The sequence below is a fragment of the Chryseobacterium sp. 22543 genome (assembly GCF_052044565.1).
Classification (GTDB): Bacteria; Bacteroidota; Bacteroidia; order Flavobacteriales; family Weeksellaceae; genus Chryseobacterium.
On record NZ_JBQENH010000001.1, the window covers coordinates 557,479 to 576,335 of the forward strand.

At 36.1% G+C, this 18,857-nt stretch carries 19 protein-coding genes; 10 read left to right on the top strand and 9 right to left on the bottom strand.

Annotation, left to right across the window (positions count from 1 at the left end; genetic code table 11):
- Positions 1-40: 40 nt before the first annotated feature.
- Positions 41-1,669, bottom strand: coding sequence for an AraC family transcriptional regulator (locus ACTJIP_RS02370; protein ID WP_180564216.1), 1,629 nt, complete (start codon positions 1,667-1,669; stop codon positions 41-43).
- 301 nt (positions 1,670-1,970) lie between these two features.
- Here ACTJIP_RS02370 and ACTJIP_RS02375 point away from each other — a divergent pair, with 301 nt between their 5' ends.
- On the top strand, positions 1,971-3,131 hold the full coding sequence (locus tag ACTJIP_RS02375) for a thioredoxin family protein (protein ID WP_077418490.1): 1,161 nt from the start codon (positions 1,971-1,973) through the stop codon (positions 3,129-3,131).
- Positions 3,132-3,348: 217 nt separating this feature from the next.
- Here ACTJIP_RS02375 and ACTJIP_RS02380 read toward each other — a convergent pair whose 3' ends face one another.
- A complete protein-coding gene (locus tag ACTJIP_RS02380; RefSeq protein WP_077418488.1) occupies positions 3,349-4,371 on the bottom strand; it encodes a 3-oxoacyl-ACP synthase III family protein in 1,023 nt (340 codons plus the stop codon).
- Between the two features lie 73 nt (positions 4,372-4,444).
- Here ACTJIP_RS02380 and ACTJIP_RS02385 point away from each other — a divergent pair, with 73 nt between their 5' ends.
- The 5 genes from ACTJIP_RS02385 (at position 4,445) to ACTJIP_RS02405 (ending at position 8,506) form a co-directional block, all read left to right on the top strand.
- Positions 4,445-5,344, top strand: coding sequence for a magnesium transporter CorA family protein (locus ACTJIP_RS02385; RefSeq protein WP_077418486.1), 900 nt, complete (start codon positions 4,445-4,447; stop codon positions 5,342-5,344).
- Positions 5,345-5,451: 107 nt separating this feature from the next.
- Positions 5,452-7,038 (top strand): patatin-like phospholipase family protein, encoded by a 1,587-nt coding sequence (locus ACTJIP_RS02390; RefSeq protein WP_077418483.1) that lies wholly within the window; start codon positions 5,452-5,454, stop codon positions 7,036-7,038.
- 38 nt (positions 7,039-7,076) lie between these two features.
- On the top strand, positions 7,077-7,577 hold the full coding sequence (locus ACTJIP_RS02395; protein ID WP_232538979.1) for a DUF2199 domain-containing protein: 501 nt from the start codon (positions 7,077-7,079) through the stop codon (positions 7,575-7,577).
- A complete protein-coding gene (locus ACTJIP_RS02400; protein ID WP_077418479.1) occupies positions 7,578-8,051 on the top strand; it encodes a hypothetical protein in 474 nt (157 codons plus the stop codon).
- Positions 8,052-8,053: 2 nt separating this feature from the next.
- A complete protein-coding gene (locus ACTJIP_RS02405) occupies positions 8,054-8,506 on the top strand; it encodes a hypothetical protein (protein ID WP_077418477.1) in 453 nt (150 codons plus the stop codon).
- Positions 8,507-8,548: 42 nt separating this feature from the next.
- On the opposite strand, the gene ACTJIP_RS02410 is transcribed toward ACTJIP_RS02405, so the two are convergent.
- Entirely contained in the window at positions 8,549-9,079 is a 531-nt protein-coding gene (locus ACTJIP_RS02410; protein ID WP_180564218.1) for an NAD(P)H-dependent oxidoreductase, read from the bottom strand.
- 91 nt (positions 9,080-9,170) lie between these two features.
- Between ACTJIP_RS02410 and ACTJIP_RS02415 the strand changes: the two genes are divergently transcribed.
- Positions 9,171-9,548: a winged helix-turn-helix transcriptional regulator gene (locus ACTJIP_RS02415; protein ID WP_077418472.1), complete on the top strand. Its 378-nt coding sequence runs from the start codon at positions 9,171-9,173 to the stop codon at positions 9,546-9,548.
- A 76-nt stretch (positions 9,549-9,624) separates the two neighbouring features.
- Here the strand turns inward: ACTJIP_RS02415 and ACTJIP_RS02420 are convergent, their stop codons facing one another.
- A complete protein-coding gene (locus ACTJIP_RS02420) occupies positions 9,625-10,185 on the bottom strand; it encodes a DNA-3-methyladenine glycosylase I (protein ID WP_077418470.1) in 561 nt (186 codons plus the stop codon).
- A 163-nt stretch (positions 10,186-10,348) separates the two neighbouring features.
- Here ACTJIP_RS02420 and ACTJIP_RS02425 point away from each other — a divergent pair, with 163 nt between their 5' ends.
- From ACTJIP_RS02425 to ACTJIP_RS02435, 3 genes are read left to right on the top strand one after another with little or no spacing between them, the layout of a single operon-like run.
- Entirely contained in the window at positions 10,349-11,263 is a 915-nt protein-coding gene (locus ACTJIP_RS02425; protein ID WP_077418468.1) for an alpha/beta hydrolase, read from the top strand.
- Positions 11,264-11,301: 38 nt separating this feature from the next.
- Positions 11,302-11,658, top strand: coding sequence for a hypothetical protein (locus ACTJIP_RS02430; protein WP_077418466.1), 357 nt, complete (start codon positions 11,302-11,304; stop codon positions 11,656-11,658).
- A 52-nt stretch (positions 11,659-11,710) separates the two neighbouring features.
- The gene (locus tag ACTJIP_RS02435) at positions 11,711-12,724 is read left to right on the top strand and encodes a TQO small subunit DoxD (protein ID WP_077418464.1); all 1,014 of its coding nucleotides are present in this window, start codon (positions 11,711-11,713) and stop codon (positions 12,722-12,724) included.
- A gap of 169 nt (positions 12,725-12,893) precedes the next feature.
- Here the strand turns inward: ACTJIP_RS02435 and ACTJIP_RS02440 are convergent, their stop codons facing one another.
- From ACTJIP_RS02440 to ACTJIP_RS02460, 5 genes are all read right to left on the bottom strand, one after another.
- Positions 12,894-13,490, bottom strand: coding sequence for a hypothetical protein (locus tag ACTJIP_RS02440; RefSeq protein WP_077418462.1), 597 nt, complete (start codon positions 13,488-13,490; stop codon positions 12,894-12,896).
- Positions 13,491-13,892: 402 nt separating this feature from the next.
- Complete coding sequence (locus tag ACTJIP_RS02445; RefSeq protein ID WP_077418460.1) at positions 13,893-15,470, bottom strand: DHA2 family efflux MFS transporter permease subunit; 1,578 nt, start codon at positions 15,468-15,470, stop codon at positions 13,893-13,895.
- 142 nt (positions 15,471-15,612) lie between these two features.
- The gene (locus ACTJIP_RS02450; RefSeq protein WP_077418458.1) at positions 15,613-16,716 is read right to left on the bottom strand and encodes an HlyD family secretion protein; all 1,104 of its coding nucleotides are present in this window, start codon (positions 16,714-16,716) and stop codon (positions 15,613-15,615) included.
- 16 nt (positions 16,717-16,732) lie between these two features.
- The gene (locus ACTJIP_RS02455; protein WP_180564220.1) at positions 16,733-18,046 is read right to left on the bottom strand and encodes a TolC family protein; all 1,314 of its coding nucleotides are present in this window, start codon (positions 18,044-18,046) and stop codon (positions 16,733-16,735) included.
- Positions 18,030-18,656 (bottom strand): TetR/AcrR family transcriptional regulator, encoded by a 627-nt coding sequence (locus ACTJIP_RS02460; protein WP_228408885.1) that lies wholly within the window; start codon positions 18,654-18,656, stop codon positions 18,030-18,032. The genes ACTJIP_RS02455 and ACTJIP_RS02460 overlap by 17 nt, the downstream gene beginning before the upstream one ends.
- Positions 18,657-18,857 lie beyond the last annotated feature (201 nt).

An 18,857-nucleotide genomic window follows, 5' to 3' on the forward strand; every position in this document is an offset into this window, starting at 1 on the left:
CGTGAAAACAGTAAGATAGAATTTAAAAACCTATCTATTTTTAATCATTTTCAGGAAAATGAACATTTTTATCTGATTGATTTTCAGCATCAAGATATTTAATATAGGCTGATGGAGAATAGTCTGTGACCGCTTTGAAAACTGCAGCAAATTTACTGTGTGAAGAGAAGCCGCATTCATCAGCAAGGATGCTTATTTTATACTGTCGGTATTTCTCATCGTTGATCAGCTTATCCACAATATATCTGATTCTCAGTCGGTTGATATACGATTTAAAGTCAGCACTCTTATGCTGATTGATTACATAAGACAGATATTTTGTATTGGTATTCAATTCACCTGCAAGGAAAGACAGAGACATTCCCTTATTGTTATAGAGATCACCTTTCTCAAAATCTTCAAGAAGTTCAAGCAGCTTTGATTCTGTTTCGGAAGTCATCAGAGAATCATTTCGTCTTCGGTCTGTTTCAGAATCTTTTTCATCAATTTCTTCCACAGATATATTGGAAAACTCAGAACCATCGGATTGTTTTAAAGGATGATTACTTCTGCTGCTGATCATTTTCAACTGAGTTCTTATGATATTTCTGAACTTTGAACGTTGTTTTTTCTGTTTCGTTCTGAAGAAAACAAGTAAACCAACCAACAATGTAAACAGGACAATAATAGTGGCATTTTTCACCAGATTCATCTGTCCGTTCTTCTTACTGGTCTTCCCTTTTGAAACCTCTACTCCTTTCATTGTGAAGCTTTGATTACGAGCTGCAATACTGTCGTATGTCCGTACATATTTCACAGCATATAAAGAAGCTTTGAAATTATCCCCCATCCCTTCATAGTAATCATTTATATTGGAGTATACTGCTTTTTTCAATGTAAGACTTCTGGAGGTGTCTGCTATTTTTTCTGCTTTTTTCAGGTATAGTTCCGCATCTTTCCAGTTTTTCTGCTTCAGACGGATTCCTCCCAGACCATTATAAACCAATCCGAGCGTACAGCTTCCGACTTTGAGCAAACCTTCAGCTTTCCTGTAATAATTTTCAGAAACAGGATAGTCATTCAGTTTGAAATAGACATCACCAAGCAATTGATAGGAAGCAGCAGCTGTTCTGTTTTCATTACGGCTGTTGATTCTCTCAAAATATTTCAGAGAAGATTCTATAAATCGTATTGCATTTGAGTAATTGCCCAGTTCCATTTCATAGAAAGCCATTTCCTGATTCAGGAGTCCTGCCGCCTCATTACTTTTTTGAAAATCAGTAATCCTGCCGGAAGCTTCCAGTCCTTTTACAATGTATTTTTTAGACCTTTCATACAACCCTACCTGTCTATATTGCCTGGCAAGTAATCGGGTTACCACAGCCATCTGTTCCGGGTCATTTATCTGATTGATTATCGAGTGGGCGTTTTCACTATAGCAAATTGCTTTTTTAAGCTCGCCGGCATGATGATAAAGTTCTGAAGAGAGAATAAGAGATTGTATTTTCTCAGAAGGTTTCTGTGCCAGCATATAAAGAGAATCTGCGGTCTTGATCGCTTTGGGTAAATCCTTATGTGCGGTAACAGAAGACGTTCTTTCACAGATAAGCTCAAAGTTGTTTTTTTTCTGAGCGAATATTGGGACTGCTGTTACCAGCAAAAACAAAAATTTCAGGATATTTTTAGACATACAGAAACAAATTATTATTTTTATTTTATAATAATTCATCATTATTTTCACTGGGTGTCTTTTTGTTTTTTACAAAACTAGTGATATTTTATTTTTTATTAAAATATTATATTGAAATTTAATCATTTAACTTAAAACAGCGATTTACATTAATTTTAATAATTAGACCGAAATAATAAATGATTATCCTTCATATGAACCGATGCCTGTTTTAAAACCAAAATTCCTTTATAATTATTTTCAATATGAACGGCTCATGTGTCATCATATTTATTACATTTGCAGGGAATAAAAAGTTTTTATGAAAAAAATAGCAATACTTTCCTCAATCTTTATAGGAGTTCTTGCATGGGCACAGGGAATTAAATTTGAAGACGGCAATTTTGCGTCTATCCTTGCCAAAGCAAAAAAAGAAAAAAAACTGGTCTTTATAGATGCATATGCTTCATGGTGTGGACCTTGTAAACTGATGGTAAAAAATATCTTCCCACTTCAGTCTGTGGGTGAATACTATAATTCTCACTTCATCAATGCTAAAATTGACATGGAAAAAGGTGAAGGAATTGAGTTGGCTAAAAAATATAATGTAAAAGCATTCCCTACTTACCTGTTTATTGATGGAAACGGTGAAGCAGTACACAGAACGTTAGGATATGTTGAAGAAAAAGACTTTATCCAGTTTGCCAAAGATGCCGAAGATCCAAACAAAAGACTGACTTCTTTAAAAGAGCAGTTTGAAAAAGGAGAAAAAGATCCAGAGTTTCTAAAGAATCTTGCAGGACTTACAATGTATAATGATGCTGAGTTTGCCGGTAAAGTACTTAACCGTTATTTCCAGCAGAAACCAAGTTTAGATCAGGAAGATGTTCAAATGCTTCTTTCAGGGGTTCAAACTATAGACAGCCCTTTGTACAAAATTTTTCAGGATAAGAAAGCGGATATCGTTAAATTCTTCCCGGAAGATAAGTATGAAAAGTTTGACAAAAACATCAAGTTGAATACCGTTTCCAAAAAAGCATATAATGCAGATACAAAAAAATGGGACGACAACTATTTCATGTCTGAAACTCAGAAATTCCTAAGCAAAGAAGAGGCTGACAAGATCTTAAAAAGAATGAAAGCCAACAGAGCTTTAAAGAATAAAGATATTCCTGAGTATGAAAAATTGATCATTGACTTATACAAAGACTATTCTGCAGCAGGTTCTGAAGAACTGAATTCTCTTGCGTGGAACTTCTTTGAAAACGTAAGCAATAAAACATCTCTTGAAAAAGCAATTGCATGGGCACAGGAATCTGTAAAGAAAGATCAGAACTTTGCTAATACAGATACTCTGGCAAATCTTTACAATAAGATTGGGGATAAGAAAAATGCAAAAACATGGGCTGAAAAATCTATTGAGCTTGCAAAAAGTACAGGACAGGATTCTACTGATACCGAAAAATTATTGAAAAGCCTTTAATAGGAATACATAAACCAAAAACCGCAGAACTTTAGCAGTTCTGCGGTTTTTTTATATTGTTTAGGGAATAGATGTTGCCAACCGCCCCGTCAAAAATTCTTTGAATTTTCCCCACCCCTCCAAAGGATGGGAATTTTCACGTCTTCAGCTGTAATATAAGTGGAACATAAAGCTTTCTTTCTGTTTTATAGATACAAAAGCTATTTACTCTCTTCTCTTAGTATTCAAACAGCACACTTCCCCAGGTAAATCCGCTTCCGAAAGCTGAAAGAAGTACCAAATCACCTCTTTTAATTTTCCCTTGTTCAATCGCTTCACTTAAAGCAATAGGAATAGAAGCAGCGGTTGTATTTCCGTATTTCTGAATATTGTTAAAGACTTTTTCGTTCGGTAATCCGAATTTATCCTGTACAAACTGAGCAATTCTAAGATTCGCCTGGTGCGGAATGAACATATCTAGATCTTCAACTGTTTTCCCTGCTTTGTTCAATGCTTCCATCATCGTTTCAGGAAACCTTGTCACCGCATGTTTGAACACGAAGTTACCGTTCATGATTGGGTATACTTCTTTGTTGGTTACATTTTCAGGCTCTTTTCTCATTCTGTCACTCCATCCGAATTTTGAACCCGGGAACTGCGTACAAAGTTCGTCTGCATATTTACCTTCAGAATGCATATTCACCGCTAAAATATCTCCTGAATTTTCATCTTCTGAAGCTGAAAGTACAACTGCTCCTGCTCCATCTCCGAAAATAACAGAAACTCCTCTGCCTTCATCAGAAAAATCTAATCCGAAAGAGTGAACCTCCGCTCCTACAACAAGAATATTTTTATAAGTACCTGATTTAATAAATGCATTGGCAACACTCATAGAATATACAAATCCCGAACATTGATTTCTCACGTCCAGTGCTCCAATTGTATCGCATCCCAACATATCCTGAAGCAATACCCCGCTCCCAGGAAAATAGTAATCCGGAGAAAGGGTTGCAAAAACAATAAAATCAATATCTTTTGAGGTAAGACCTGCGTTCTGAATGGCTTTTTCTGAGGCTTTAAACGCTAAATAAGCAGTAGTTTCCTGAGCGTCATTCCTGTTTTTTCTATGTCTGCGTTCCTTGATACCCGTTCTTTCCGTAATCCATTCATCATTGGTCGTCATTAGTTTTGCTAAATCATCATTTGTAACAACGTTATCTGGAACATAAAATCCCACACCTTTTATTGTACTTTTAATCATATAGTTTTTTAATTTTGGCAAAGATAAAACTTATTTAACACATAGTTTTTCAAAATATTAGTATTTTTACTTTATGCCAATTGATACGATATACAGAACCTCCCAGTGCGAATGGGTAGATGTAGAGGCTCCTACTGCAGAAGACCTGAAATTTCTTCATGAAAGATATGAAATCAATAATCTTCTTCTGGAAGATACCATGGATCCCAACCACCTTCCCAAATATGAAGAGGACGGAAATATCAAATTCTTTCTCCTGCGTGAAAGTACAGAACTGGAAAGAAAGAATCTGAATACCATCAGTGATATCAGTACCAAGATCGGGATTTTTTTGGTGGAGAATACCATTATCACCATCCACAGGATGAAAACCAGAAGTATCACCGAAGTCAAGAAGAAAGTTTCTTCGATTCAGGAAGACCTTAATCCTCAACAGATCACACTGATGATCGCGATATTGATTATGAAAAGTTTTGATGATGAATCTTTAAGTCTGTTTGAAACTATGGACAATATAGAGAATGAGATTTTCCTTAAAAATACCAATCATACAAGCCAGATCCGCCGTCTTTATAAACTGAAAAGAAAATCAGGATTGAATTCACGGGTACTGGTGATTTCTACGGATGCCATTGATAAATTTAAATTATTGAATTTACAGGACTCCGAAATTGTTGATTTGAAAGATAAACATAAAGATGTAGTGGCAGATTTTGATCACTTGAATATTCAGATCACCAACCTTATTTCCATGTTCCTGGCACTTTCGGATCAAAAGGCCAACCAGGTTATGAAAGTTCTGGCTATTTATTCTATTTACTTCTTACCGATCACCTTTATTGCCGGGGTTTATGGGATGAATTTCGATAATATGCCTGAACTTCATCATAAATACGGATATTTTATAACGCTGGGAGCTATGGCTACGGTCATGATCAGTACGTTTATTTATGTAAGACGTAAACAATGGTGATTAATTTTTATATAAGCACAAAGACGCAAAGATTTTATCTTCGATAAAAATATAAACCGGTTGATTGCTTTTTGCCTTTAACCCAAACACCATCAAGACAAAATACCATGACCTCGGAAAACCTCAACAAAATCCTGGAAGATTCTTCTCTTTCGCAGGCCTCCAAAGATAAACTGGCTGCTTTGCATGAGAATATATCTGCCAAAGAATTCTCTGATCTCCTGGATCAGTCTGGGAATCAGTATATAGAGTTTGTGCAGGAAGGTGGTGGTGTCTGGGGAAGTGCACTGGTAGGCTATCTTTACGGGCTGGAAATATTTGGTATCCGTTTTCTGAAAGTAGCAGGAACGAGTGCCGGAGCCATTAATACGATGCTCATTGCGGCCTGTAAAACCAAAGAAGAGCCCAAAAGTGAGCTTATCAAAGATATCCTTTTCAGCTGGGATTTTTCCGATTTTATGGATGGAAAAACTTATGTAAAAACGACGCTGCATGCAATGCTTAACAATAAGGATTTTTTTAAGATCAATGCCATTATTGCTGCGATCCTGTTCATTATCCTGATCAGTATTCCTTTTTTGGTTTCTTCAGCTACTATACTGAATGCCAAACTGATGTTTTTGATTCCTCTGATTCCGGCTGTCATTCTCTTTTTCTGCATTCAAAAACTGTATAATAATTTTAGGAAAGAAAACAGCGGTCTCAATCCCGGAAATGTTTTCCAGAATACCATGCAAAATGCACTGGATCAATTTGGAATCAAAACGGTGGCCCACCTCAACGAGAAATTTATTCAGAAAGAACGGAATCTTAACCTCAACTACCGGTATGGAAACGGTCAGGAATATTATATAGTGACTCTGCAGAATATCGAAAAGATTAAAATAAAAAATAAGGAACATATTGATCAGACCCGATATCGAATTTTCTATGAAAGTGCCCTCAATAATGATTATTATAAAAACAATCCGTTTTACCTTCTCAAATCTGAATATGTTGTCATTACCACCGATATCAATGCTAAAATTAAGGTGGAACTTCCTACAATGGCCAATCTCTATTGGTCCGAAGAGGAACTGAAGCACATCAGCCCGGCGGAATTTGTAAGAGCATCTATGGCTGTTCCTTTTTTCTTTGAACCTTTTCAGAAACAGATCAATAAAGATGACAGCTCTGTAAAATACGCCTGGAGATATTGGATGAATACCAAACCGGAAGATATCAACCCTGCCGGGGTTTTCATTGATGGAGGCAGTATTTCCAACTTTCCTATTGACCTGTTTCATGCCGATGAAGTTTTTTATCCAAGAATGCCTCTTTTCGGAGTACAGCTGACTAGTGATTCTGCTATTCTTTCGGAAAGAGGGAAAACCAGTGCAGAAATCATGAAAACACCCTTCAGCTATGCCGGAAATATCATCAGTACGTTGAAAGGTTTTAATGACAAAACTTTCCTTACCAAACATACTTTTTACCGTTTATACAGTATACAGAGTGTGAACTGCGGTACCAGCAGCTGGCTGAATTTCTTTATGAAAAAAGAGGAAAAGGAAGAACTTTTCAACAGAGGTTTCCAGGCAGCCCTTGATTTTCTCAATGGTTTCGACTGGGAAAAATACAAATATGAACGCATGATGCTCACCATGAAAGAGAAGAAAATACTGAAAGAAGAGGATACGCCGACGGTGGGATAAGGATTTTTAGGTATTTTAGCCGAAAAGCAAATTTAATCATGAAATACATCTGCCAATGCTGCGGGGAAGAAAAAGAAGACTGGCCGGCAATAGCCTATTCATACCCTTATTTTTATTCCTGCTTATCCGAAGAAGAATTAAAAAATGCTGAACTCAGTTCAGACCTGTGTGTCGTCAAAGATCCTGAAAATACACACCGATTTATCCGCACAGTTCTTGTGCAGGAAGTTAATGATGACTGCAGAGATCTGGATTATGGAATATGGGTTTCATTGAGTGAGAAGAGCTATAATGAATATGTTGAGAATTACGATAATAAGGAATTTGAAGCTGAATATTTCGGATGGCTTTCTACCTATCTTCCGGATTATGATTTTCAGGAAAGCGTTCCTACAACTGTGGTGGTAAATAATGCAATCGGCAGGCCATTTGTTTATCCTCACCAAAGCTATGAACATCCTTTTGTACATGATTTTTATAATGGAATTACAAAGGAAGAAGCAGAGAAAAGAATCAACAGGATTTTAAATAAAGAATAAATGAACTGGATTATCAGAAGTACAAAGAAAGTAAAATTCCATACCAATCTTCAGGAAATTTTAAAGCCTATATGGGATGATCTGACTATTTATCACTGGATCTTAACTGATCTGGATTTTATATCTGAACAGCCACTTCCCATTAATTTTGATGAAGATTTTTTTGTTTTGGATCATCGGGAATTTGAAAAGCTTTATCAAAGCAATACTCAGATGATTTGGGGGATAATATCCGCTGTTCCAAATAATATTGTACCAGATACTTCATTAATCTCTAAACTATCTGCTGAAGATTCCATCGTTTGGGAACCTAATCATTTTTTAATTCAGGAAAGTATTTTAGAAATTATTGCTTTTGATAGCGGGTATACTATAGTAAAGTTTAAAGAAAAAAATCTTTCAGATAAATTTAAAGAATATTTTCAGGAACAGGCAGTAGATCTGCAAAAGTTCAATGAAAAATATATGAGTTGAACATGAAAAAATTTATCTCTGAAAAATTTCATATTATTCTTTTGGTACTCACTTTAGGATTGATCATATTCTGCATGGTAGACGAGAATTTATGGGTAAAAAAAATGCTCAAAAGTCCTAAATATACAATTGGAGAGGCTATTACGGATTGGCATCCAAAGAATAACAATGGTGTAGGAACAGATTATAGCTATCAGGTTAGTAATAAAATATATTATAAAACAACAAATTGTTCTTACAAAAAAGGAGATAAATTTCTCATCATTTTTGATTCTATAAAACCTAAAAATGCAAAAGTTCTTGACATTTATTCTATTGAGAATTATCTTATAGATTTAAAAATTCCCGCAAAAGGCTGGAAATATCAAGATGTCCCTTTTAATATTGATAGTAATACAATAAAGAAATATATTCAGGACTGGAATGTAGAACCTTTTGAATACATAGAAAAGTAAGTTGAACTCATTTAATTAAAGTCCAACTTTACTTTTACTCTGTTATAAAGCATCCAAAAACTCCAGATACATCGGAACACTTCTGTTGATCCATTCATCGGAAGAATCTCTTTCAATTCCGTAGTAAACAAAAGGTTCTTTATAATCTGCTTTTATATAATCAAACGTCAATTCATAAGGCCTGAAAAGCTCCTTCATGGTATATTTATACTCTCCGGATGTACTGTATCCTTCTTCATCAATTCCAGCAGTAACAGCCAGTGACATTTTCTTTCCTGCAAGCTTGAAACCACTGTTGCTTCCATACGCCCAACCATATAAAACCACCTCATCCAACCATTGTTTTAAAAGTGGCGGGCTGCTGAACCAGTAAAAAGGAAACTGAAATACAATTTTATCATAAGATTCCATCAACTTCTGCTCCTGAGTTACATTGATTTTTCCATCAGGATAAGCTTCGTATAATTGATGAACCGTATATTTTTCAGGATATTTTTTTAATTCGTCAGTCCATTTTTTATTGATCACAGATTTTTCAATATCAGGATGGATAATAATTACTAAAGTCTTCATTATGTTTAAATTTCTATTACAAAATTACGATACGTAACTTACATTTTGTACATTAGCCACCCATTGTATGGTACTATAAAAAATGTAAGTAATGACTAAAATAAAGGAAACTTCAACGAATTTTGCCAATAAAAAAGCGCTTGCTGATGAATGTCCGGAAATCTATGCTTCCAACATTATCGGGGGACAATGGGCATTGGCTATCTGCTGTTATCTGATCAATGGAAAAATGAGATTCGGAGAACTGAGAAAAAAGCTTCAGAATATTACAGAGCGTATGCTTACTCTTCAGCTTCGCAGGCTGGAGGAGGACAAAATCATTACCAGAACAGTATTTGCCGAAGTTCCTCCAAGGGTAGAATATGAGCTTACAGAAATCGGGTACAAGCTGAAACCCATTATCCTCGAGTTTGAAAAATGGGGAAATGAGCATAAAGAAGTAGTGAATAAAGCTACAAAGAATGATTGAGATTCCTACGGAGTGACAAAAAAGAGGTGTTTGACATTATTTACACACTCTGTCATTCCGTAGGAATCTATGTTTATTATTGATCCAAACTTCTCTTCCACAAAGGTTTTTGAGCCAAAACCTTTGAATGTATCGGACAGGTTTCATGATGGGCTCCTTTCAGATATCCGGTACTCATGAGAAATTCGTTGACAATCTCTCCACCTGTGAATTTGAATGTTTTTTTGAATAACTTCATCCATTCCTGCAATGTTTTAGGATGATGATGTTCCAGCCATTTTTCAAATGACCCGAATTCTTTCTGAAGCTCTAAAATCGTTCTGGCATTTTCAATCGCAGCATTTACCTTTAATTTATTTCTGATAATTCCGCTGTCATTCAACAGTCTTTCGCGGTCTTCTTCTGTATATGCTGCTATTTTCTGAATATTAAAATGATCATAGGCTTTTCTGAAACTGTCTTCTTTTTTCAGAACGGTTTCCCAGCTTAAGCCTGCCTGGTTGATTTCCAGAATCAGCCTTCCAAACAATTCATTATCATCATGAATTGGAAATCCATAATAGTGGTCATGATAATTTTTGTGCAGTTCTTTTCTGCTTTCGGGCTGCATACCTTCTATTGCTAAACAATAACTCATTACAATATTCTGTTTAAATTCTAAATAATGTTGTAAAAATAAATCAGATTTGTGACAACTGTCCGTCAGTAGTGATTTTTATTTTTTAAATTTAATGATAATTCCATTTATTTTATCCTGCTCACAGAATATTCAGTAGTTTAGAGGATCCTAAAACGCTATCATGAAATCACTGTTTTCTATTATCTTTATTGTATGTTCTATTGTTTTAAATGCACAGAATCTATATTCTAAAGCCTATGGAAATCCAAAAAACATTCCTGTTATTTTTATTCATGGAGGACCGAGCGGAAATGCCACTTTATTTGAAGGAACTACAGCTCAAAAGCTGGCTGATAAAGGATTTTATGTCATTGTCTATGACAGACGCGGTGAAGGCCGTTCAAAAGATGAAAATGCCACTATGACTTTTAAAGAAAGTTTTGAAGATTTAAAAGGAATTTACACAGCTTATCATATTAAAAAAGCAAATATTCTTGCTCACAGTTTCGGTGGAATTATCGGGACTCTATTCACTTCACAATTTCCTGAAAAAGTAAATTCTCTGACTCTTGCCGGAGCTTTATTTACCCAGCAGGAAACTTATGATCATATTTTAAAACAGGCAAAAGAACATTTTAAAAATGATTCTGTACAGCTCAAAGAGATTTCGGAAATAGAAAATCTGGATAAAAATTCTGCGGCCTATAGAAAAAGATGTTATGAAATGGCCGGTAAGCTGAGTTTCTTCGATATGCCCAATCCTACTCCCAAAAGTGAAATGCTGAGAAACGAATACAAGGCAGGTGAGTTTTATAAAAACAATATAAGAAATCCTGATTCACCCCTTAAATTCTATAAAAATGAAACTCTGAACAATCTGGATAATACTCCCGTTCTAAAAGACATCCGAAAAAAAGGAATTCCCATTTTTGCAGTGTATGGTAAGGATGACGGAATATTTTCAGAAAAACAGCTGAATGATCTTAAAAATATCGTTGGGGTGAAAAATTTCAGACTTATCGACAACTGTTCCCATTATTTATTTGTAGACCAGCAGGAGGATTTTTTACAATTTATTAAGCTTACATTAAAATAAAGTGTAGTTTTGTAACCATGCCCCATTCAGGACTCCATATGAAAACCTATAAAGCTGTCATTACGATGCTTGTATTGGTGTTTTCATTATCACCGTGTTCTGTAAAAAGAAATGTTCTTGATATTTTTGATATTCAGTATATCAGCGGGCTGAATAAGGTAAAGATAACTTCATCTCTTTCTTCCAGCTGTGATGCTGCATCCGCTTCAGCAGGAGTTTCAGTCTCAAAAGCTAACATTCAGGGCCAATACAAAGATTCTTTTTCCAATTTTTATTCTTCTGCAGAGGTTTCTGCTGAAGAGAAGATTTTTTTCAATGAATACTCAGGGCATTCTACAGGAAACAGCCCGCCGAAATATATTCTGTTTAAAAGACTGAAGCTTAATCTGGTTTAAACTTTTTTAACCTAATTAAAAATCAGTTTTTTACAATACAATATTAATTTCAATGAAACATACTCTAAACAGCCAGTCTTCGGACATGGCCGGATTATATGCTTTATCCCTCCGCATGGTGATCGGATGGACTTACTTTTCAGCCTTCTGGCGCAGACTTATCCTCGAAAACAAGCTTATTCCTGATGAGCAGGGATATATCGGGGAAAAATTCAATCACTTTTTACCGAATGCACTCGGTATAAAACCTATTATTGAATATCTGGTCACCCATCCTGATGCCTTACAGCGATCCATGATGATTTTCACTATTATTGAAGCTATTGTGGGATTATTCATTATTCTCGGGTTATTTACACGGCTGATGAGCATCGGCATCTTCAGTCTTGCCCTTGGGATTCTATTGGGTTCCGGCTGGCTGGGAACAACCTGTCTTGATGAATGGCAGATAGGAGTTTTAGGAGTTGCTGGCGGATTTGTTCTGTTTCTTACCGGAAGCGGTCCTTATTCACTGGATTACTATTTCATGAAGAATAACAAAATCTTCACTCAAAAAAGAGGGTTTCAGTGGCTTGGCTCAGGAAACTTTCCTATCTCACAACCAAAAGTTCTTGTACTGGCAGGTTCGCTTATCATATTCGGGCTGACTCTTTTTACCAATCAGTATTTCCATGGAGGTGTATGGGGAACCCTGCATAATAAATCGGTAAAACCGAAACTGGAAATTTCAAATATTTCCCATACTAATTCGGATTTAAAATTTGAAGTCTACAGGACGGAAGGGGCCGATGTTTATGGCTCTTTCCTGATAGGCATCCATATTCTGGACAAAAATGGAAATATTTTAAAAGCACTGAATCATCAAGAACTTTCTGAATTGTCTAAAGAAAATATACAGAATCATTATGTCACCAAAGTAAAACCCGGAAAGCACAGCTTGGTAATTCCCTTGGGAGCAAAGGCTGATGTAACTTTGGATATTGATGATATTCTTCAGAAAAGTGAAATTCATGCGCTGAAACTGATTGATGTGAGCGGAATTGAGTGGATAGAGAGGATGAAGTAGATTAAATTTCAAGATTCGGGGTGCGGGTTTTATGTTCTCGCTAAAGCCGATCCTTAATTTATAATGGTAAAAGCGGACTTTAGTCCGCTTTTATTAATATTTTGAGATAAAATTGATTACAATAAGATCTGCGAAATCTTCAAAATCTGCGAAATGCTTTTGAAGAATCTTATTTCTCTGAGACCATTATATGATAACTGCATGAGCTGTCCGGGTCAAGTTTCAGCACTTTTATTTCAAGTAAAACATCCAGCCCCAGGGTATCGCAAACTCCCTGTAAAAATGGTTTTATGACCGGCCATTTCAACAGGCCAGCGATTTGCAGGCTCTGCGTTATTTTATGGTAACGGTCTACTCCTTTGATCAGCAGTTCACATTGGTGGTCATTTAATTCTTTAAATTCAAAATTATATTCGGGACTGGATGTAAAAATTGCTCCTATCAGTATTTTGGCTGCGGCCGGAATACCGGGCTGCAGATTAGGTTTTGTTTCAAGATTTCTCAGTGTCATTCTGGATCCGAGATCATACATGAAGGTACTGGAAAGCTGTTCAATAGCTTCGGCTCCATAAAGTCTGCCAATCTGCTTAAGCATTCCACCATAAAAAGCTCCTGTAATATCAGACAGGCGCTGGGTAAGTTCTGTAAAGGTTCCGGGAAAAAAATCTGAAATAATCTGAGCCTGATTCATTTCAGGAAGATAGACATCATGCTTTCTGAAATCTGATAATGCCAGATAGGTTTCCGGCAGTTGTATTTGATTCATATTTAATATTTTGTAAGTATGTTGAGATCATGGTTTAGTTAATTATTAAAACGAAAGACAATATTTAATAAAGCTTTCAGAAATAAGGACATTGTCTTTATTGAATATAAAAACAAAGTGGATGATAGTGCTCAATCAATTGATATTAAAAATGATATTCAGATAAAAATCCGGTACTTTATTGGGAAAACACCTTTTTGAAGAGGGTTTGAGGGATTAGGGAATCTATTCATATTTTTTCATTTGTTCTTGTAAAGCTAGAAAAAATAATTAAACTCTCCAATAAGTGATATTATTTTTTGTTTAACAGAATTAAAACTAAAAGTTATTGTCTGATATTTTTTTATGACAGAAATGAACAAAAAAAAACCTTCGAAAATATCGAAGGTTTTTAATTAAAATTTAGTGCATGGCTTCACTCAAATCTATTTTTTCTTTGCTCTTTCTTTCTTTTACGAGTAAGATAAACGGAATACATATCAGGAATACGATTCCGAGGTAAAGAAATACATCCATGTAAGACAATACCGTTGCCTGCTTGGTTACTGACATGTCGAGCATTTTATAAGCCGCATTCATCGCGGCGTCCGGGGTCATTCCTTTCGCTACAAAACTTGCCTTCAATGCTGCGAGTCTTTGCTGGACCTCAAAACTGTTTTCGTCAAGGTGGGAAATCAGGTTATTCCTGTACTTCTGGCCTGCATTGGCAATAAAAGTTGTAATTGCTGCAATCCCGAAAGATCCTCCTAGCTGTCTCATCATTCCGGTAAAGGCTGCTCCCTGACCAATCTCCTGCCCTTTCAATGTACTTAAGGACAAAGAGGTGATTGGAATAAACAGTAGTCCTAATCCTGCTCCTCTTACAATCAGCATCCAGAAAAATGCATCTTTACTGGTGTCCGGTGTCAGAATTTTATATCCCCAGAAACTATAGACAAAGAAGATGAACAATCCTAAAGAAACCAGGATCTGCTGTTTTGCTCCTTTTGCTAGCAATCTACCAATGATTGGCATCATGAAGGCCGTCGTTAAAGCTGCAGGAATCATCAAAGCTCCTGACTGAAGTGCCGTCCACCCTAAAATACTCTGGGTATACAGTGGAACGATGAATGTGGAACCATAAAGCCCAAATCCAAGCACGAATGACATCATGGTTCCGATTCTTAAATTGCTGTTTTTAAGCACCCTGAGCTCAACAATTGGATATTTAAAGGTAAGTTCCCTCCAGAGGAATAATATAAATCCTAAAATTGCTGCTGCTGTGAAGGCTACGATCATTCCGCTTTCAAACCAGTCTTCTTCATGTCCTCTTTCCAGAATGAACTGTAATGAACCTACCGTTACCGCCAGTAAACCAATTCCAATCCAATCTACATCCGAGACCTTACGTTTTTCGGCATATTTCGGACTTCTTACAAACTGCAGCGTCATCAAGGTTGCGGCAATTCCAATCGGAATGTTAATATAGAAAATATATGGCCAGCTGAAGTTGTCAACGATATATCCTCCAAGAGGCGGACCTAATGTAGGACCAATGATTACTCCCAGACCATAAATAGCCTGGGCCATACTTCTTTTTTCAATCGGATAAGATTCCGTAATAATCGTCTGTGAAGTTACCAATAAGGCTCCCCCACCGATTCCCTGCATCAATCTGAAGAACACGAGTTCCCAGATATTGGTCGCATTTCCACATAAAAATGAAAATATGGTAAATATAATGATGGATGCCGCAAAGTAATTCCTACGTCCAAACTGCTGGGAAAGCCAGCTCGTCATTGGTACTATAATTACGTTACCAATGGCATAAGCCGTAATTACCCATCCCACTTCAGAAAGTGTAGATCCAAGATTCCCCTTCATTTCATTCAAGGCAACATTGACAATCGTGGAGTCTACAATTTCAAGAAGGGCACAAAGGATAGCAGTAATCGTAATGATCACTCTACGCGCTCCATATTCTACTAATGAATCTTGCATAAGTTTTTATGATGTAAAAAATCAATGGCGAATTTTGTTTCACAAGTGAATCCTGAATTATAAAGCAGTCTATTTTAAATTGACTACAAAAACTGATTCACTACTGACAACGAAGTCCATTGACTTTTAACAATTTTAAATGTTATTTCAAAGCAACTTCTGCTTTCACGTTCATTCCTGTTCTCAGTCTTTTTGCAATATTCTTGTCAAGATTTACAAAATCGATTTTTATAGGAAGTCTCTGAACTACTTTTACGAAGTTACCACTCGCATTATCCGGAGGAAGAATAGAGAAAGTAGCTCCTGTAGCCGGAGAGAATGAACTTACCACTCCTTCAAATTCCTGATCAGGGAAAGCATCAATCTCGATTTTCACCTTCTGTCCTTCTACCATTTTATCTACCTGTGTTTCTTTAAAGTTGGCTACAACCCATTTCTGATCGTTTTTAACCAAAGCAAACAACTGTGATCCTGCCTGCAGATACTGACCTGCCTGTGTAGACACTTTTCCTACATGTCCGTCTTCAGGAGCAAGAATTACGGTATATGATAAATTCAATTTCGCATTTTCTACATCTACTTCTCTTTGCTTAGCAACAGATCCGGCAACACTGATTTGTTGTGAACTTGCAGCTGTCTGAGAAGAAGCAATATGGGTTTGCTGAGCAATTTGATTTCTCTGATCAACTAAAACCTGTAACTGTCTGTCTGCAGATTGTTTTGCAGCTAAAGCCTGCTCATATTGCTGTTCTGTAATAGAATGATCTTTTACAAGATTAGCATATCTCTTCAAATCCTGAGAAGTTTTCCAAACGTTTACTTTTGCCGCTTCTATCTGAGCATTAGCAGTTACTACTGCCGCTTCTGAAGAACCGATATTTTTAGAAGTAGCTGTTGTAGTAGCTTCTGCATTTGAAATATTGCTTTTAGCAGTAGATAATGCTGCCTGAGCCTGTTCAAGAGCCATTTTCTGATCTCTGTTATCCAAAATCACCAACGTATCTCCTTTCTTTACAAACTGGTTGTCTTTTACTTTTACCTGAGCTACATATCCTGAGATTTTAGAAATTACCGGTGACATATTGGAAGCAATCTGAGCATCGTCAGTTTCTTCATGATACTGTCCGTAAGTAAAGGCTCTGTAACCATAGAATCCTCCTCCGATTACTACTGCCGCTAAAATGATAGGAAAAACTAAACTTTTTTTCTTTTTAGGTTCAGCTGCCTGTGTATTATTATTTTCCATTTTGGTTTCGATCTGATTATTTAATTGTTAAAGTTCCTGTTGTCTGTAATAGTTTTCTGTATGCTAAGGCAGCATCTGCTTTAGCATTGATCACTCCAACGTTGGCTGCAATCTGAGCCGCATCTGCATCCAGTAATTCTGTCATGGTTGCAAGACCGTTGTCGTATTTATTTTTTGTAATTCTGTAATTTTCATTTGCCTGCTCAGCAGATTTTTCGAAAACAACAATTCTCTTTTTTGAATAGTCTGTATTCTGATACTCTCTGTTGACATCAAGCTTAATGTTATCATTCAATAGCTCATCTGTAGCGGCAAGTTGTTTTTCTCTCGCCTGCGACTGTCTTAATGAAGAGTTTTCTTTCCATAAGTTGGATAAGTTATAAGAAACCCCGATTCCTACATTGATAGCATTGTATACAGTAAGAAACTTAGGAATATCTGCGGCTACATAGCCTCCGGTAAATGCAATAGAAGGAAGATTTTCAGCTTTTGCCGCTTTTGATCCCAACTCTGCCGCTTTTCTCTGTTGTGCCAAAGCCTGTAAGTCCTTACGGTTTTCTCTGGCTTCAGTTACATAAAAATCAACAGGTTTCACATCTGAACCTTCTTCAATATAGTTTTCATCTACTACTAACTCTGTAGTTTCAGGAATTCCTAGCAACAAATCCATATTGATGTTGGCAATATTGTAGTTGTTCTTAGCTTCCAATAGCTGAAGTTCGATATTTGAAGTCTGAAGGTTTGCTTTTAATCTGTCATTTCTCGCAATCAAACCATTGTTTTCCATTTTAAGGAATGTTTCATCTCTTTTTTGAGAAGCAGCAAGGTTTTCTTCAAAAACTTTAATAGACTGATTGGCTTTAAATAAGTTGTTGTAAGCCTGGGCAACATTATAAGCAATCGCAATTTTGTCGTTCTCAGTGCTTAATTTCGAAGCTTCTACCAAATATTTCGCTGACTGAATACCATACTTGATTCTTCCTCCGCTGTAAATTGGAACACTAAGATTAGCTGAACCGTAAAGTACTTGATGTACTTCGGGACCTCCTGCTCCTGAAACACCCGGAAGTTTGATATCTACATTCGGTTTTATCGGAAGATACATATAGCTGCCTGATACTTTCAATTCCGGTAACTGTCTGTTTTTAGCTTCCAAAAGATCAGCTGTAGCCTCTTCGATCTTGGCTGCATCGATCTTGAGATTCTTGCTGTTCTGGATTCCCAACTGTACAGCTTCGTCAAGAGAAAGTGTTTTTTTCTCCTGAGCATTTGCATTTGCTATTCCTACGAATAGTGATAATGCAATCACTGAGTTATTTATTCTCTTCATAACCTAAAAGGTCTTTTAGTAAGTATTTAATATGTTTATTAAGTTCTGTATAGTATTTTGCATCAAAATTTTCCTCATCCTCTGTTTCATTCAGAAACTCTTTATACATTTCTTTTGCATTGAATGCATAAAATAAGGTTCCGCTTATAGTGGAATGAAGGAGATAAATAGGTGGATTTTTGGTGAAAATTCCATTTTTAAGACCGCTTTCCAATATTTGTGAATACATAGAAAGGAATCCCATTTTAGTTTGTTTCAAAAATTCTATAATCTGAGGATTCTTACTATACAGCTGTTCTCTCTGCATAATCCTGTAAAAGCATTTTTGAGTACGGATCTTGTTAGAAAACTGATCAATTACTTTTTCAATCTTCTGCCACTCGTTGATATCGGTTCTTCCCAAAAGGTCTTTTGAAAAAAACTGACCTTCATTCATTCTGTATTCTACTAATTTCTCATAAAGTTTTTCCTTAGAGCCAAAATAATACGAAATCATAGAAATATTTACATTAGCATCCTTTGCAATTTCACGGGTGGAAGTTCCTTCGAATCCCTTTTCTGCAAAAAGCTTTTCGGCTGCGAATAATATATTTTCTTCTTTTGAAATCATGTTAGTGTTCATTTTTCAGGGCGCAAATGTACACAAGTTTTAATACAAATCAAACGATTGATTGATTTTTTAATATAGATTTAATTTATTGTAAAGAAAAGACGTTTTCTATAATGGGCACTGAAACTGCTGGAAAGCCTGTTTTCAGACAAAAACAACCTCAGAAAGCTTAATAATAATGGAGTATTTAGAGAAATTTCA

Bases quoted from the DNA above. Each gene is read 5' to 3' on its own strand.
- ACTJIP_RS02370 (WP_180564216.1), bottom strand. From the start codon at position 1,669: ATGTCTAAAAATATCCTGAAATTTTTGTTTTTGCTGGTAACAGCAGTC.
- ACTJIP_RS02375 (WP_077418490.1), top strand. From the start codon at position 1,971: ATGAAAAAAATAGCAATACTTTCCTCAATCTTTATAGGAGTTCTTGCA.
- ACTJIP_RS02380 (WP_077418488.1), bottom strand. From the start codon at position 4,371: ATGATTAAAAGTACAATAAAAGGTGTGGGATTTTATGTTCCAGATAAC.
- ACTJIP_RS02385 (WP_077418486.1), top strand. From the start codon at position 4,445: ATGCCAATTGATACGATATACAGAACCTCCCAGTGCGAATGGGTAGAT.
- ACTJIP_RS02390 (WP_077418483.1), top strand. From the start codon at position 5,452: ATGACCTCGGAAAACCTCAACAAAATCCTGGAAGATTCTTCTCTTTCG.
- ACTJIP_RS02395 (WP_232538979.1), top strand. From the start codon at position 7,077: ATGAAATACATCTGCCAATGCTGCGGGGAAGAAAAAGAAGACTGGCCG.
- ACTJIP_RS02400 (WP_077418479.1), top strand. From the start codon at position 7,578: ATGAACTGGATTATCAGAAGTACAAAGAAAGTAAAATTCCATACCAAT.
- ACTJIP_RS02405 (WP_077418477.1), top strand. From the start codon at position 8,054: ATGAAAAAATTTATCTCTGAAAAATTTCATATTATTCTTTTGGTACTC.
- ACTJIP_RS02410 (WP_180564218.1), bottom strand. From the start codon at position 9,079: ATGAAGACTTTAGTAATTATTATCCATCCTGATATTGAAAAATCTGTG.
- ACTJIP_RS02415 (WP_077418472.1), top strand. From the start codon at position 9,171: ATGACTAAAATAAAGGAAACTTCAACGAATTTTGCCAATAAAAAAGCG.
- ACTJIP_RS02420 (WP_077418470.1), bottom strand. From the start codon at position 10,185: ATGAGTTATTGTTTAGCAATAGAAGGTATGCAGCCCGAAAGCAGAAAA.
- ACTJIP_RS02425 (WP_077418468.1), top strand. From the start codon at position 10,349: ATGAAATCACTGTTTTCTATTATCTTTATTGTATGTTCTATTGTTTTA.
- ACTJIP_RS02430 (WP_077418466.1), top strand. From the start codon at position 11,302: ATGAAAACCTATAAAGCTGTCATTACGATGCTTGTATTGGTGTTTTCA.
- ACTJIP_RS02435 (WP_077418464.1), top strand. From the start codon at position 11,711: ATGAAACATACTCTAAACAGCCAGTCTTCGGACATGGCCGGATTATAT.
- ACTJIP_RS02440 (WP_077418462.1), bottom strand. From the start codon at position 13,490: ATGAATCAAATACAACTGCCGGAAACCTATCTGGCATTATCAGATTTC.
- ACTJIP_RS02445 (WP_077418460.1), bottom strand. From the start codon at position 15,470: ATGCAAGATTCATTAGTAGAATATGGAGCGCGTAGAGTGATCATTACG.
- ACTJIP_RS02450 (WP_077418458.1), bottom strand. From the start codon at position 16,716: ATGGAAAATAATAATACACAGGCAGCTGAACCTAAAAAGAAAAAAAGT.
- ACTJIP_RS02455 (WP_180564220.1), bottom strand. From the start codon at position 18,046: ATGAAGAGAATAAATAACTCAGTGATTGCATTATCACTATTCGTAGGA.
- ACTJIP_RS02460 (WP_228408885.1), bottom strand. From the start codon at position 18,656: ATGATTTCAAAAGAAGAAAATATATTATTCGCAGCCGAAAAGCTTTTT.